This is a genomic window from Planctomycetota bacterium (assembly GCA_039182125.1).
In the GTDB taxonomy this organism is placed as follows: Bacteria; Planctomycetota; Phycisphaerae; order Tepidisphaerales; family Tepidisphaeraceae; genus JBCDCH01.
This window is the reverse complement of sequence record JBCDCH010000009.1, coordinates 40,145-54,595: the sequence shown is the minus strand read 5'-3', so window position 1 is coordinate 54,595 and position 14,451 is coordinate 40,145. Positions and strand designations below refer to the sequence as shown.

Genomic DNA, 14,451 nt, shown 5'->3' with positions numbered 1-14,451 from the left:
CGTGGCCCGTAACGTCTGCTTCGTCACCGGCACACGGGCCGAGTACGGGCTGATGCGTACCACGCTCGCCGCGATCGAGGAACACCCGGACCTGACCCTGCAGGTGCTCGCAACAGGGATGCACCTCGATCATTCACGCGGGCATTCGTTGGACCTGATCTCACAAGTGGACCACGTCACGCCATGGCCGACCGATGGTGTGACCGCTCGCAACACGGGTACCGCGCTGGCCGACATGGCCGATGCGTTCGGGCGGATGGCGACGGAGATCGTGTTGGTGGTGGGCGACCGGGTGGAAGCGTTCGCCGGGGCGAGCGCGGCCGCGATCGGCGGGCGGATCGTCGCCCATGTCCACGGCGGCGACCGCGCGCTGGGCCAACTCGACGATGCACTACGCCACGCGATCACCAAGCTCGCGCATGTTCACTTCGCGGCAACGCCCATAAGTGGCGAACGCATTGCGAAGCTCGGCGAAGACGCCGATCGGATTCACGTCGTGGGAGCGCCGGGGATCGACGGCATTGTCGCAGCCGCGATCGACCCGGGCGTCGATGGCCCGTTCGGCTTGCTCGTGTACCACCCCGGTAGTGCCGACGATGTCAACGAGGCGGGCGTGATGCGGCAACTGATTGATGATGCCCTCGCTACGATACCGACGGTCGTCGCGGTGTATCCGAACAACGATCCGGGGGCCGGGGGCATCGCGGAGGTGCTGGACGCGGAGCGGCAGCCGGGACTCGTCAAGTTCCGCGATCTCCCGCGCGAGCGATATCTTGGCCTGCTGCGCGATACGCGCTGGCTGCTGGGCAACTCCTCGAGCGGGATCATCGAAGCGGCCAGCTTCGGAACGCCGGTCATCGACGTGGGCCCGCGCCAGGCCGGCCGGGAGTGCGGCGGCAACGTGAAACGTGTCACGGTGGCGGAAGTTCCCCAGACTCTGGCCAACACCCGACCGTGGACCGGCACGAACCCGTACGGCGGCGACGGCACCGGGCAACGCATCGCCGAACGGCTCACCCAGCTTCCGGCGGATCCCGCGTGGCGGCGGAAGCTCATCACCTATTGATCCCGCGACAATCGTTATCAACCGCAGGATCAGGTGATCCAAACTCAAGTCAGTTTCGTACAAACCGATGTAACGGTCAGCGGGTCGCTGGCGTCGTGTGGATTCCGGAGCAATGCCGGGCCTGCGACAGTGGCCTTCGTCCGTTGACGGTGTCTTCCGAGGGAAGAAAATGCCATCGTCGCACGTTTTGGGGTGTCACCACCTGTTGGGACATCGCTAATGGTCCAGTAGGCGACCCGACCGGAAGAGGTCAAAACACCCGGGCGGCCGAGCCCAGGGGTTGCTCGAACGGGTAGGGCAGCGGAAAGGAACTTGCCGTCATGGCCACCATCACCGCACAACCCACGCACGTCGACGTAGCCGCGCCGAGCGGCGAGGCGGACATCATCCGGGCCGCGATTGCCGATCTCACCGCCGTCGCGACCCTGCCCCAGGTCACCAGCAAGATCATCAGCCTCGTCGAGAATCCGCGTAGCAGTGCGCAGCAACTCGAAAAGCTCGTGCAGAACGACCCGGCACTCGTGTCGCGTTTGCTCAAGGTCGTGAACTCCAGCTTCTACGGACTGCCCGGCGAGATCGCCTCGATCGACCGGGCCATCGTGCTACTCGGTCTGCAGGCGGTGAAGAACATTGCCGTCGCGGCATCGCTCGGCCAGATGTTCCGTGGCAAGGACCTCGGCGCGGGCAAAAGCGCTTCGGACCTGTGGCGTCACTGCATCGCCGTCGCTGTCGGTTCGCGGAAGCTCGCCGAGGCGACCGGGATGTGCAAGCCGGACGAAGCATTCCTCTGCGGCATGGTCCACGACATCGGCCTGCTCGTCGCGGCCCAGACATGGCCGGAGAAGTTCCGGAAAGTCATCGAAGAGGTCGACGCGACCGGCGAGTCTTTCCTCGAAGTCGAACGCCGCATGACCGGTACCGACCATGCGAACCTCGGCGCGGCATTGTGTGCCAAGTGGAAGTTCCCCGCCGCGTGTCGCGACGTGTGCCGCTTCCACCACAAGCCCGAGCTCAACGAAGACCATCGCGGGCTCAGTGCCGTGGTCTTTGCGGCCGACACGCTCGCATGCGAAGTCGGCGGCGGTTTCGACCTGACCGGCCGACGCCAGCACCTCAAGCCGCAGGACGCCAAGGCCGTGTACCTCAGTGCCGAGTCGACCGACGCGCTGCGTGCGGAGTTGCCCGATCTGATCGAGGAAGCCTCGCAGATCTTGTAGCGCCGCCCCTCCGCGCGTTACCTTACCGAGCATGCTCCACATTCCCTTTCTGGCGTTCGCGCTGATGTTCGCGCCACCCGTTGATGGCGGAACCCGCCTGGCCGATCTTTCGGCGGACGAGTTGATCCCGGTTCTCGGGGCGGACGCAAGCGCCGAGGTAGAGGGCGATGTCCTGCGTATCACCGTGCCGACCGTGGGCCAGAATGCCTGGGACACGCAAGTGACCAGCCCGCCGATCGACGGCACCGTGGCGAAGGACGAGTACGTGTACTTCACGTTCCGTGCCCGCGCGGTATCGGCGCAGAACGAACAGCAAGAGGGACTGCTCAGCAGCGCACGGTTCCAGGACCGTGAGCCGAACTGGGAGTCGGCGGGCGACACGTCCGCGCGGCTGACGTCGGCTTGGCGGACATTTCACGTCGTCGGCGTTGCGTTGCGGCCGTACGAGCCGGGGACGGCGGAGTTGACGTTTCACCTCGCGGCACAGGCCCAGGTGATCGAACTCGCGGACGTCGAAGTGTGGAAGTACCCGGCCGGGTTTGACGTATCGCAGTTACCGGTCAACGAAGTCGACTACCCCGGTCGTGAAGCGGATGCGGCATGGCGCGCGGTCGCCGCCGCGTCGATCGAGGCGCATCGCAAGGCGGACATGCGGGTCACCGTCACGCAAGACGGTGTGCCGGTCGAAGATGCACAGGTCACCGTCGCGATGACCAAGCACGCGTTCCATTTCGGTAGCTTCCTCGGTGGGCAGTTCCTGCTGGACACGCCGGACCGTGAGAGGATGCGGGCTTCGTTCGAGGAGAACTTTAACTACGCGACCACGCCGGTGTACTGGGCCGACTGGGGCTGGGAGTTACCCGAGAGTCAAAGAAACTACAAGGCCCAGATCGAATGGCTCGGCGAACGTGGCATTCCGTACCGCGCTCACAACATCATCTGGTCTTCGTCGACATACTTGCCGAGAGATGTCTTCGCGATCACCGACCCGAACGAGTTGCGAGCGCTCAGCGAAGCGCAAGTCCGTGAGGTCGTCGGCTTCGCCGCACCGCACGGCGTGACCGACTACGACGTCATCAACGAGCCGCGTGTCAATCAGGTAATCGAGGAACGGTGCGGCCCGGACATCGTCGGCGATTGGTACCGCATCGCCGAGGAACTCGATCCCGAGGCACGCATGTTCGTCAACGATTACGGGATCGTGAACAACGGCGGAATCCAGCAAGCGAACATCGACTTCTACACGCAGTGGATCACGACCGCGCTCGAGAAAGGCTGGCCCGTCGAAGGCATCGGCATTCAGGGCCACTTCGGCGAAGGCTTGACCGACCCGGCCCGCGTTCGGGAAATCCTTGACGAGTTCGCCGAGTTCGACCTGCCGATTCACATCACCGAGTTCGACATTGAGACGTACAACGAGAAGGCCCAAGCGGATTACACCCGCGATTTCCTGACCGTCTGCTTCAGTCATCCGTCGGTCGACGCGTTCATCCTCTGGGGCTGGTGGGCCGGTGATCACTGGAAGCCGGCGGGGGCGATGCTGCGTGAGGATTGGACGCCCAAACCGAACTACCACGTCTGGCGCGACCTCGTCTACAACCAGTGGTGGACCGACGAAACGACCTCGACCAACGCCGACGGCGTCGCGGAAATCCGCGGGTTCAAAGGAACCTATCTCGTAACGGTCACCGTCGACGGCAAGTCGATCGAGAAGGAAGTGGACATGGTCGATGACGTGAACGTTGTGATCGATCTACTTGCTACGGAGTAACCGACCGGACGTGGCCCGATGCTTTCCGCTCGTCGGGTACGACCAACGGCAAGGTCACCAGGAACGTCGCGCCCTTGCCGGGCGTACTCTCAATCGCGATTCGCCCGCCGAGCAGATCGGTCAACTCCCGGCTGATCGCGAGCCCGAGGCCGGTTCCGCCGTGCGTGCGGGTAACGCCCTGATCGAGCTGACGGAACTTCTCGAAAATCTCGTCGTGCCTGTCGGCCGGAATGCCAGGCCCCTGGTCGGCGACACTGATGCGGACCTCGCCCGAACCGGTCCGCTCGGCTTGCAGGTCGATCCGTCCGCCGTTAGGCGAAAACTTGATCGCGTTACTCAGCAGGTTGTAGAGCACCTGCTGCAGCTTCCCCGGATCCGTCTCGATCACAGGCACGTCGGCATCGACCGTGCGGACGAGGTCGATTTTCTTGCCGAGCCAGAGCGGACGCAACGCCTGTTCGATGTTCTCCAACAGCGTGGTGACACTGACTTTGTCGCGTCGAACTTCCATCCGGCCAGCTTCGATCTTCGCCAGGTCGAGCAGGTCGTTGATCAGATCGAGCAGGCCGCGCCCGCTGGTGGCGATGTTCCGGAGGTAGCGTGCTGCTTTTTCGTCATCGCCGAACGTGTCGCGCAGCAGATCGGTGAACCCGAGGATGCTGTTGAGCGGCGTGCGAAGCTCGTGGCTGACGTTCGCGAGGAACTCACTCTTGAGCCGGTTCGACTCGTAGAGGGCGACGTTCGACTCGGCGAGTTGGCCGAGTTTGCCGTCGAGCGTCTGGTTCATCCGTTGAAGCTCGGTCTGCTGCTCGGCGATGTTGAGCAGCATGGCGTTGAAGGTTTCGCTGAGCGTTTGGAACTCGTCGCCCGAGCCGATGTCGGAGCGGACGTTGAGGTCGCCGCGGCTGACCTGTTCGGCGGCGGTTTGCAAGACGCGCACCGGTCGCAGGATGAGCCGGCTGAGGATGAACCAAAGCACCAGCACCGCCAAAGACCCCGCAAGCACCAGCCCCGTGACCAGCAGCGCCCGGTTGAGCATCTGCTGACGCCGGCTGATCTGGCTCGGCAGGTCGACCGTCACCACCGCAAACGATCCGCCGAGGTCGGTCCCTGGTGCGAGCCCGTGGCATCCGCGACAGTCTTGATTGAGCAGCACCTTCGCACCGTAACGAAACCGCCGTTCGCCATCGTCGGTGTAGTAGGGGCTGTAGACCGGCAGGGCGGTCGGGTCGTTCGTGAACTGCGTGAGCGCTTCCTCTTCAAATGCGTCAAGCTCGGGCGTGACCGGTGCGACGAACTCGACCCAAATGGGCGCGTCCCCCTCGCGGTAGGTCGGGGTCTGGGGCGATTTGATGTGGATGCCCAAGGCCAGTTCAGCGGCGGTCGCGGCGGCCTTTTGGTCGATGTCGCGGCTGAGTTGTTCCATCCGCGCCCACGGCACGAACAGCGCCGCCGTGATGATCGCCGCGACGGCGAGGCCGAATAGGAGCTGGCATTTCGTCGCCAGTGAGAGCCGGGGGAACTGAACGACCGACCCGAGCAGGGACATGATCCGTGAACGCCCGCCGTCCGAGGTCCCGTTGAGGTCGTTTTCGGTCTCACGCCGCTTGAAACGCAGCCGCGGCAGTTTGACGGCCATTGATTGAGTGTACCGTGATCCCCCGGAATACCCGCATCGAACCTGACGGAATGTCGGGGCCGACATTTTGTACATTGGCGACACCGACGACGCTCGGATACACCGAAACCAGTCCATGAGCAGCTCCTCCAACCGCGCAAACCCCGACACATCGTCTGGCGATCAGCCCACCGACGACCAACCGCGTCACGTCCGCATCCTCGTGGTCGAAGATCGCCCGACCGAGCGGAAAGCCCTGGTGAAGATCCTCCAAGCCGAGGGCCACGACGTCAGCGGCTGCGAAAACACCGACAAAGCACTGGGCTACCTCGACGAAAACATCGACATCGTGATGACCGATCTCTATCTCGGCGACGAGAAGAACACCGGCATCCGCCTGATGGAGCTTTGGCGAAAGAAGCGAACCGCCACGCAGTTCATTCTCTTCACCGGTCAGAGCAGGATCGACACCGCGGTCGAAGCGATGCGCAAGGGCGCGTTCGACTACATCACCAAGCCGCTCAACACCGATGAGCTGATGATCTCGCTGAATCGGGCGATCAAGGCGATCGACCAGGACCGCGAGATCGACACGCTTCGTCGTCGGCTCGACCAGCGTTTCGGCCTGGAGCAGATCGTCGGGCAGTCCAAACAGATGCGCGAAGTCTTCGACCGCATCCAGCGCGCCGCACCGACCGACAGCACGGTTCTGGTCCTCGGCGAGAGCGGCACGGGCAAGGAACTCGTCGCACAAGCGTTGCACCAAAACAGCCCGCGAAAGACCAAGCCGTTCGTCGCGATCAACATCGCCGCGGTTCCGGGCACGCTGGTCGAGTCGGAGCTTTTCGGCCATGTCCGGGGAGCGTTCACCGGTGCGATGGAAGAGCGCGAGGGACGATTCGAGCAGGCCGACGGCGGCACGCTATTCATCGACGAGGTCGGCGACTTCGAGATCGGCCTGCAGGCCAAGCTGTTGCGCGTGCTCGAGACGCTCACCGTCACGCCAGTCGGCGGGAGCAAGGACCGCAAGGTAAACGTCCGCGTCATCGCCGCGACGAGCCGTGACCTGCGCAAGATGGTGGCCGATGGCGATTTCCGGGAGGATCTGTTCTACCGCCTGAACGTCATCCCGATCACGCTGCCACCGCTACGTGATCGCCCCGACGACATTCCGCTGCTTATCGAACACTTCCTCAGCGAGATCAGCGCACGGAAGAACGTCGAGTCGAAGAAAGTCGGCCCGGAAGTCATGCACGCCATGCAGAGGGCGGCCTGGCCCGGCAACGTCCGGGAGCTACGCAACGTGCTCGAGACGATGATGGTGCTCGCCGAGGGCGACACGCTCCAGCCGGCGGACTTGCCCGAGCAGTTCCGGGGCGAAGCCGACCGGACGACGGACTTCACGATCCCACGCGGCATGACGATGGACGATCTCGAACGGCTGGCGATCGAGTCCGCCCTCTCGGCTTCGGACGGCAATCGAACCCACGCCGCCGAGCAGCTCGGCATCTCCGTCCGCACGCTCCAACGCAAGCTTCGGCAGTACGACTTTGCCGAGCGGAACGGCTAAATGGACTACGCCGGTCACTCTGACGCGGTGGCGGCCGTGGACGACACAATGACATGGCTGGAGACGGCTTCGGGAGTTCGATGCTCGTCTACATCGTCTAAAGCACGATTTGGCGACGATCGGTCGGCTGGCACGCGGTGTGCCATGCGATGTCCGTCCCCGACGGATTCGCCGCGGGGCAACACGGGAGGCCCCATGTCCATCAGTTCAGACCGTTTCGCCGCCGAAGAAGTATTCCAGACCTTTGACCCGCATCGCATCACATCTGCCCGTGTATCGGTGTTTCACGAGCAATGTGCCGACTGCGGCTGGGAACCGGAGAAGGGTAAGACCGTGAAGCGTTGCACCAAATGCGGCAGCGTTCACTTTGAAACCTTCACGCTCCCCGGCAGTATCTTGGCCAACGCCGATCGCACTTAACCGAGCACCGCGTCGCGGATGACATCCGCCACGTCGGTCATGGGTGCAACGTCACCGTTACCGGCACCGATGAGCAAAGGTCCCTCGTCCGGTGAACTCGGCACCAGCCCATGACTCCCGCGAACGCATGATGCGTCTATCGGGGTCACGTCCAACATCGCCCGCAAGCCCGCCTTCCTCGCAGCGAGCTTCCGGGCGATTCGCAATTTCGGAAATCGGATATCGGGATCGAGAAACAGCTCGGCCGGGTCATAACCGGGCTTGCGATGAATGTCGACGGTCCGGGCAAAGTCTGGGGCTTTCGCGTCATCGAACCAGTAGTAGTAAGTGAACCACGCACCGCGCTCGGCCAGCACGATGATGTCGCCGGCCCGCTCGTGATCGAGTCCCAACTCACGGCGGGCCGAGCCGAAGATCACGTCGGCGATTCCCTCGGTCGCGGCGAGCACTTCGGCCACGTCGGGGATCACCGCTTCCTCAGCGTACACATGCGCTACTTGGTGATCCGACACCGCAAACGCTCGGCTCGCCCCCGCATCCAACAGTTCACGCCCGAGTTCATAGCGAATCGACAGCCAACCATTGCGGCGCAGGACACGGTTCAGATGCACCGGCGTGTCAACCGGCTCGATGCCGTACTCGCTCACGACACGGACCGCCGCATCGTCGAACACGCCGAGCAGCTTGCCGACCTCCGCATCGACGCGCTCGACTTCCGCCGGGATGCTTGCGTGATCGGGCCCAACCTTCTGCAAGGCATAGTCGAGGTGCGGCAGATACACGAGCGTCAAGTCACACCCGAAGCGACGTTCGACTTCGATCGCGGCGTCGGCGATCCAGCGGGTCGATTCGATGTTGGCCATCGGCCCCCAGAACTTGAACAGCGGAAACTGCCCGAGCCGACGCTGTAACAGGTCACGCAGCTCGACCGGATTGGTCCAGATGTCGGGTAGCTTTCGGCCGTCGGCGGGATACATCGGGCGAGGCGTGACCGTGACGTCGGCCCCGCAGTACATGGCATACCACCAAAACAGGTTCGCACAAGTGACGCCCGCGAGCCGATCCCACACGCGTGGCCGTTGCACCAGGCCGTCGCTCTGTTTCCAGAACTTCACCTCGGCATAAGACCGGTCGTACCAGCCGTTGCCGACGATGCCGTGCTCGGATGCGGCGGTGCCGGTCAGCATGGCCATCTGGCTCGTGCATGTCACGGCCGGCACCGGCGGCATGAGCGGTCGAACGCCCGTCTCGTCCGCGAGCCGACGCAGGTTCGGCGCGTGCTTCAGCAACTTCGGCGTCAGACCCACCACGTTGAGCACAAGGGTTTTGCGTGCGGTGTTGCCGGGCATTCCCGCATCGTAGAGTGTCCGCGTGTCGCGGAAGATCGATGTCATCGCTACGCCCGATCAACTCACGCCGCGGCTACTCATCGGCCGCACGGTGGTGATCTTCGACGTCCTGCGTGCCACGACCTCGATCGCAACCGCGCTGGCCAACGGTTCCGACCACGTCGAGGTACACGGCTCGCTCGATGACGCACGCGCTTCGACCATCGGCGATGGAACCGCCGTGCTCGCCGGGGAGCGTGAGTGTTTGCCGCCGCCCGGGTTTGACCTTGGCAACTCGCCGGCGGGTTTCACGGCGGAGCGGGTCGCGGGCAAGCGCGTGGTGTTGACCACGTCCAACGGCACCCGCGCCATCCTCGCCGCCGGCAGCGCGGCGCACCGGTTCACCGCCGCCATGGTCAACGCCCGCGCGACCGCCGAGGCCGTGCTCAAGCTCGACACGCCGATCACGCTGCTCTGTGCCGGCACGGACGGCGAGGACGCGCTCGAGGACTGGCTCGGCGCGGGCGCGCTGCTGCGACATTTACGCAACGAGGTCGAACCCGAGAGCGACCGGGTGCTGTCCGCCGCGCTGCTGTTCGAGAGTTGTGTGGACCGGTTGCCGGCGTTGATGAGCGCAACGCGGGGCGGGCGAAACGTCATTCTCGCCGGTCTCGCCGACGACATCGCGGCGGCATGCCAACTCGACATCATCAGCGGCGTCAACCGCGTCGAGGCCGACGGCGACCGCACCATAATCCGGCAATCCGATTGACGCGTCCTCGCGCCGGGCTACCCTGAAACATGCGTTTAAATCACCGCATGGCGGGCATGCTGGTCGCAGTCCTCTCGATCGCCGGATTCCTCGCCGACGCATCGGCGCAAGGCAGACCGATGGCGGTGGAGGTTGCCACGGTCGAGCGTGGGTCGGTGGAGGTGTCGCGTCCGCTGGTCGCATCGCTCGAGCCTGTGACCAACAGCCGCGTCGCCGCCGAAGAAGCGGGCCTCGTGCGCGAGCGTTTTTTCGAGGAAGGCCAGACCATCGCCGCCGGCGACATGCTCGTGCGGCTCGACGACGAACTGCTCACGCTTCGCGCCAACGCGCTCGAAGCGAAGCTGCAAAGCGAGCAGGCCGAGCTCGAACGCGCCAAGTTGGAGTCGGACAACGCCGACCGCGAACTACGTCGCCAGCAATCGCTCTTCGAACGCAACGTTTCCCCCGAGAAGGAACTGCAGGACGCACAAACCGCCGCCGATCGGGCCAAGGCGCTCATCGGTGTCCGCGAGGCGGTCGTCGCTGAGGCCAGAGCCGAGGTCGCCGAAGTTAAGGCACTTCTGCGTAAGGCCCGGATCGCCAGCCCGATCGCCGGCATCGTCGCCCAGCGACACGTCGAGGTCGGTCAGTGGATCGGGCAGGGCGATCCGATCGCCGACGTGGTGTCGCTCGAACAGATGTATGTGACGGTCGACGTGCCCGAGGTGCTTTTGGCACAGGTCCGGCCCGGAACGCCGTTGCGGGTCGTACTCGACGCGTATCCGGGCAAGTCGTTCGACGTGGAGGTGGCGTTCACCTTGCCGATGGCGGACATGTCCACGCGTAGCTTCAAGGCCAAAGCGCTGATCCAGAACGAGAGCGGGGGACTGCGTCCGGGCTTCCTCGGCCGGGCGACGATCGTGACCCGAAGTGACGACTTGCTGACCGTCCCGAAAGATGCCTTGGTTTACAGCGGCGAGTCGGTGCATGTCGTCACCGCCAACGAAGGCACGGCCGCGATCGTCCCGGTGACCGTCGTTGCGGGCATCGGCGCAAAAGTCGCCGTTGAGGGCGGTCTTGCCGAAGGCGACATGGTCGTCATCCGCGGTAATGAATCACTCGCACCGGGAATGCAGTTGCAAGTGCCCGGCCCTCCCGGCGGCGGACCGCCGCGATAGTTTTTGGCCTTCCGTAGTTTCGCCGTTTCGCCGACCGTCCGGAGTGTTGCATGGACCTGATCGAAACCAGTGTGCGTCGGCCCGTCAGCGTTGCGGTGGTCGTTCTGCTGATCATCCTCGCGGGCATTGCGGCCTTGCGCAGCGTGCCGATCCAACTCACGCCCAACGTCGACCAGCCCGTGGTCACCGTAACCACCGCATGGTTCGGTGAAAGTCCACAGGAGATCGTCCGCGAAATCGTCGAGGAGCAGGAGGAACGGCTCAAGAACGTCAGCGGCCTGCGCGAGATGACCTCGGAAAGCACCGAGGGTCAAGCGTCCATCCGACTCGAGTTCTTCACCGGCGTTGACAAAGACGTCGCACTCAACGAAGTCCGCGACAAGCTACGCCAGGTCCCGGAGTACCCCGACGAAGTCGATGAGCCTGTCGTCACCGACGGCGACCCGCAGAACCGCAGCTACATCGCGTGGGTCTTGCTCAAACAGACGCAGCCTTTCGGCTCCACCGGTCCGACCGCAAGCGGTTGGGACGGGTCCAGCGTGACGGAGTTGCAGGACTTCGCGGACGACTTCATCAAGCCCGCGCTCGAACGCGCCGAAGGCATCTCCGAGATCAACGTCCTCGGCGGACGCGAGCGTGAGATGCAGGTCCGGCTCGATCTGGAGAAGCTCGCGGCCCGTGGCATCACGATCAACCAGTTCATCACCGCCCTCGTCGATGCCAACCGCGACGTGACGGCCGGCACGATTGCCGAGGGCAAGCGCGACACCTCCGTTCGCGTCGTCGGCCAGTTCGAAACGCCCGAGGACATCGAGACGACCGTCGTCGCCTATGACCCGCTGACCGGCGCGCCGGTGTACGTCGCAGACGTCGCGGACGCGGTGCTCGATTTCAAGAAGGTCACCTCCTGGGTCCGCAGTCAGGGCGAAGGCGTGCTGGCGATCAACGCCCAACGCGAGACCGGCAGCAACGTGCTGGAGGTCATGGAGAATTTCAAGTCGGCCCTCGCCGACGTGAACGAGGAAGTGCTCGCCCCGACCAACTGGGGCCTCGAACTCGAGCAGGTCTACGACGTCACCGTCTACATCGACGACGCGGTCGCGCAGGCACAGACGAACCTGATCATCGGCGCGATCCTGGCGGGTACGGTGTTGCTTGTGACGTTGCGGTCGGTCGGCGCGACGCTGACGATCATCGCCGCGGTGCCGGTCAGCACGATCGGCACGTTCCTCGGCATGGCGCTGCTCGGCCGTAATCTCAACGTCATCTCCATGGCGGGGCTGACCTTCGCGGTCGGCATGGGCATCGACAACGCGATCGTCGTGCTCGAAAATATCTTCAGGCATCGCGAGATGGGTAAGGATCGCTTCATCGCCGCGATCGACGGGGCCAAAGAAGTCTGGGGGGCGATTCTCGCGTCAACGCTTACCAACGTCGCGGTGTTCCTGCCGATCATTTTCATTCAGGAAGAAGCCGGCCAGCTCTTCCGCGACATCTCCGTCGCGCTCACGATCAGCTTCTTCTTGTATTTGTTCGTCGCGCCGACCGTCATCCCGATGCTCACGACGATCCTGCTCCGCCGGGTACCAACGGCACTCAAGGGCAAGAGCGACAAACCGCAGACAGGTCTGGCGAAGCTCTTTAGCCCGATCGGTCGCTTGCAGGGGAACATCGCCAACGGATTCGGCGCGATCATCCGCTTCCTCACGCGGGGCATCCTGGTCAGGCTCGCGCTCGTGGCGGTGTTCGTCGTTTCGGCCTTCGGTAGTGCCTGGGCGCTGATGCCGCCAACGGATTACCTGCCTGCGGGCAACCAGAACCTCGTGTTCGGCATCGTGCTCCCGCCGCCGGGCTACAGCGTCGAGGAGTTCGACGCCATCGGCACGCGGGTCGAGGACCGTCTGCGCCCCTGGTGGGAAGCGAGCGAGGGCGACGAACAACACGCGCGGCTTCAGGAAGAATGGCGCTACGCGACCAACGAGTTCCGCCTGCCCGGGATGAGGCAAGGGCTCGAAGGCATGGTCGAGAGCATGCGACAACAGGGTCTGCCCGAGGACAAGATCGACGAAGCGACCTCGCAAATCGCCGCGCAGATCCAAGCCTACGAAAACGTCGACGCGCCGCCGGCGATCGATCACTTCTTTTTCGTACAGGCCGGCGCGATCGCGTTCATGGGGGCCACCTCCGAGGACGCACGCAACGTTCCGGCGCTCGGCCTGCTCATGGATGAGGCGGCCGAGGGCATTCCGGGCACGTTCGCTTTCAACAATCAGGCGTCGATCTTCGAAGGTGGTAACACCGGCGAGGGCTTGATCCTTCGGCTCGTGGGCAATGACAACGACACGGTCCGCGACGCGGCGGGCGTGATGATGTTCCAGTTGTTCGCCCGCTTCAACACGTTTCCCCAGCCGAGCCCGCCGAACTTCAACATCGGCCGCCAGGAGGTTCGCGTCGATCCGAACAACGTCCGCGCCGCCGGTGCTCGCGTGTCGAACGCGGACATCCGCACCATCGCCGAGGTGGCGGTCGACGGTTCGATCATCGGCGACTATCGCGAAAGCGGGCGGAGCATCGACCTCACCGTGGTCAACGACAAGGGCCGGGACGGCCGCGCTCGGGAGGAACTTCCGCTGGTTCCGCTCGCGGCCGGCGACCAGCGCGTCATCCCGCTACGTTCGGTCGCCGATTTCACCACGCTCTCGGTGCCGCAGCAGATCAACCGGGCCGAGGAGCAGCCCAGCGTCCAGTTCACGATCCAACTCCCGCCCAGCATCCCGATCGCCGAAGCAACCGCGACCGCCAACACGCTCGTCGAGGAGATGCGTGCCAACGGGCAACTGCCCCCGGATGTGGCGGTCACGTTCTCCGGCTCGGCCGACAAACTGCAGAGCTTCCTCGCGCAGTTCAAGCCGATCTTCATCATCGTCGCGCTCATCACCTACCTCCTGCTCGCGGCGCTGTTCGAGAACTGGCTGCACCCGCTAACGATCATCATGACGGTGCCGCTGGCGATGAGCGGCGGCTTCGTCGGCCTCGCGCTGGTTCACTGGGCCGATCCGAACATCAAGCTCGACGTACTCACGATGCTCGGCTTCGTTATCCTCATCGGTACCGTCATCAACAACCCGATTCTCATCGTGTACCGCGCGTTGCAGCTGATGAAAGACGGCAAAGCGTCCGACATCGCGATCGCCGAGTCGACAGTCAGTCGCGTCCGACCGATCTTCATGTCGGTAACCACAACGGTCGCCGGGCTCGCGCCGCTGGTGCTCTTCACCGGTGCGGGGTCCGAGTTGTATCGCGGCCTCGGTGCGGTCGTCGTCGGTGGTTTGATCATGTCGACCCTGTTCACGCTCATCCTCACGCCGACGCTGATGAGTCTATTGCTCGATTTCATCGGACTGTTCAAGAAGAAAAGCAGCAATGAACCGTCGCCCCCCGAAGCGAAACTCGCACCGGTGAAGGTCGTGAAGGAAGACGCCGAGCCGGAGTTGGTGCTGACATAGTCGCTGGCCCCACGCGCGATTGAAAC

General features: G+C 64.1%; 10 protein-coding genes. 8 read left to right on the top strand and 2 right to left on the bottom strand.

The genetic code is table 11. The features are described 5' to 3' along the window. Position 1 precedes the first annotated feature (1 nt). From neuC to AAGD32_03940, 3 genes are all read left to right on the top strand, one after another. Positions 2–1,066 carry a UDP-N-acetylglucosamine 2-epimerase gene (gene neuC / locus AAGD32_03950; protein MEM8873393.1) on the top strand — a complete coding sequence of 355 codons (1,065 nt, stop codon included), beginning with the start codon at positions 2–4 and terminating at the stop codon, positions 1,064–1,066. 320 nt (positions 1,067–1,386) lie between these two features. Next, positions 1,387–2,283 (top strand): HDOD domain-containing protein, encoded by an 897-nt coding sequence (locus tag AAGD32_03945; protein ID MEM8873392.1) that lies wholly within the window; start codon positions 1,387–1,389, stop codon positions 2,281–2,283. A gap of 31 nt (positions 2,284–2,314) precedes the next feature. Then, on the top strand, positions 2,315–4,054 hold the full coding sequence (locus AAGD32_03940) for an endo-1,4-beta-xylanase (protein MEM8873391.1): 1,740 nt from the start codon (positions 2,315–2,317) through the stop codon (positions 4,052–4,054). Here the strand turns inward: AAGD32_03940 and AAGD32_03935 are convergent. Next, positions 4,044–5,693 carry an ATP-binding protein gene (locus AAGD32_03935; protein MEM8873390.1) on the bottom strand — a complete coding sequence of 550 codons (1,650 nt, stop codon included), beginning with the start codon at positions 5,691–5,693 and terminating at the stop codon, positions 4,044–4,046. The two genes, AAGD32_03940 and AAGD32_03935, sit on opposite strands and share 11 nt — an antisense overlap. A gap of 115 nt (positions 5,694–5,808) precedes the next feature. Here AAGD32_03935 and AAGD32_03930 point away from each other — a divergent pair, with 115 nt between their 5' ends. Together AAGD32_03930 and AAGD32_03925 are read left to right on the top strand one after the other, a co-directional pair. Then, a complete protein-coding gene (locus AAGD32_03930; protein ID MEM8873389.1) occupies positions 5,809–7,242 on the top strand; it encodes a sigma-54 dependent transcriptional regulator in 1,434 nt (477 codons plus the stop codon). A gap of 195 nt (positions 7,243–7,437) precedes the next feature. Next, on the top strand, positions 7,438–7,662 hold the full coding sequence (locus AAGD32_03925) for a hypothetical protein (protein MEM8873388.1): 225 nt from the start codon (positions 7,438–7,440) through the stop codon (positions 7,660–7,662). Here AAGD32_03925 and AAGD32_03920 read toward each other — a convergent pair. Beyond that, positions 7,659–9,011 (bottom strand): nucleotide pyrophosphatase/phosphodiesterase family protein, encoded by a 1,353-nt coding sequence (locus AAGD32_03920; GenBank protein MEM8873387.1) that lies wholly within the window; start codon positions 9,009–9,011, stop codon positions 7,659–7,661. The genes AAGD32_03925 and AAGD32_03920 overlap by 4 nt on opposite strands. Before the next feature lie 22 nt (positions 9,012–9,033). Between AAGD32_03920 and AAGD32_03915 the strand changes: the two genes are divergently transcribed. Genes AAGD32_03915 through AAGD32_03905 form a run of 3 tightly spaced genes read left to right on the top strand, consistent with a single transcriptional unit; the run spans position 9,034 to position 14,425 of the window. Further along, positions 9,034–9,762 (top strand): 2-phosphosulfolactate phosphatase, encoded by a 729-nt coding sequence (locus AAGD32_03915; GenBank protein MEM8873386.1) that lies wholly within the window; start codon positions 9,034–9,036, stop codon positions 9,760–9,762. 29 nt (positions 9,763–9,791) lie between these two features. Beyond that, positions 9,792–10,919, top strand: coding sequence for an efflux RND transporter periplasmic adaptor subunit (locus tag AAGD32_03910; protein MEM8873385.1), 1,128 nt, complete (start codon positions 9,792–9,794; stop codon positions 10,917–10,919). A 50-nt stretch (positions 10,920–10,969) separates the two neighbouring features. Continuing rightward, positions 10,970–14,425: an efflux RND transporter permease subunit gene (locus tag AAGD32_03905; protein MEM8873384.1), complete on the top strand. Its 3,456-nt coding sequence runs from the start codon at positions 10,970–10,972 to the stop codon at positions 14,423–14,425. Positions 14,426–14,451 lie beyond the last annotated feature (26 nt).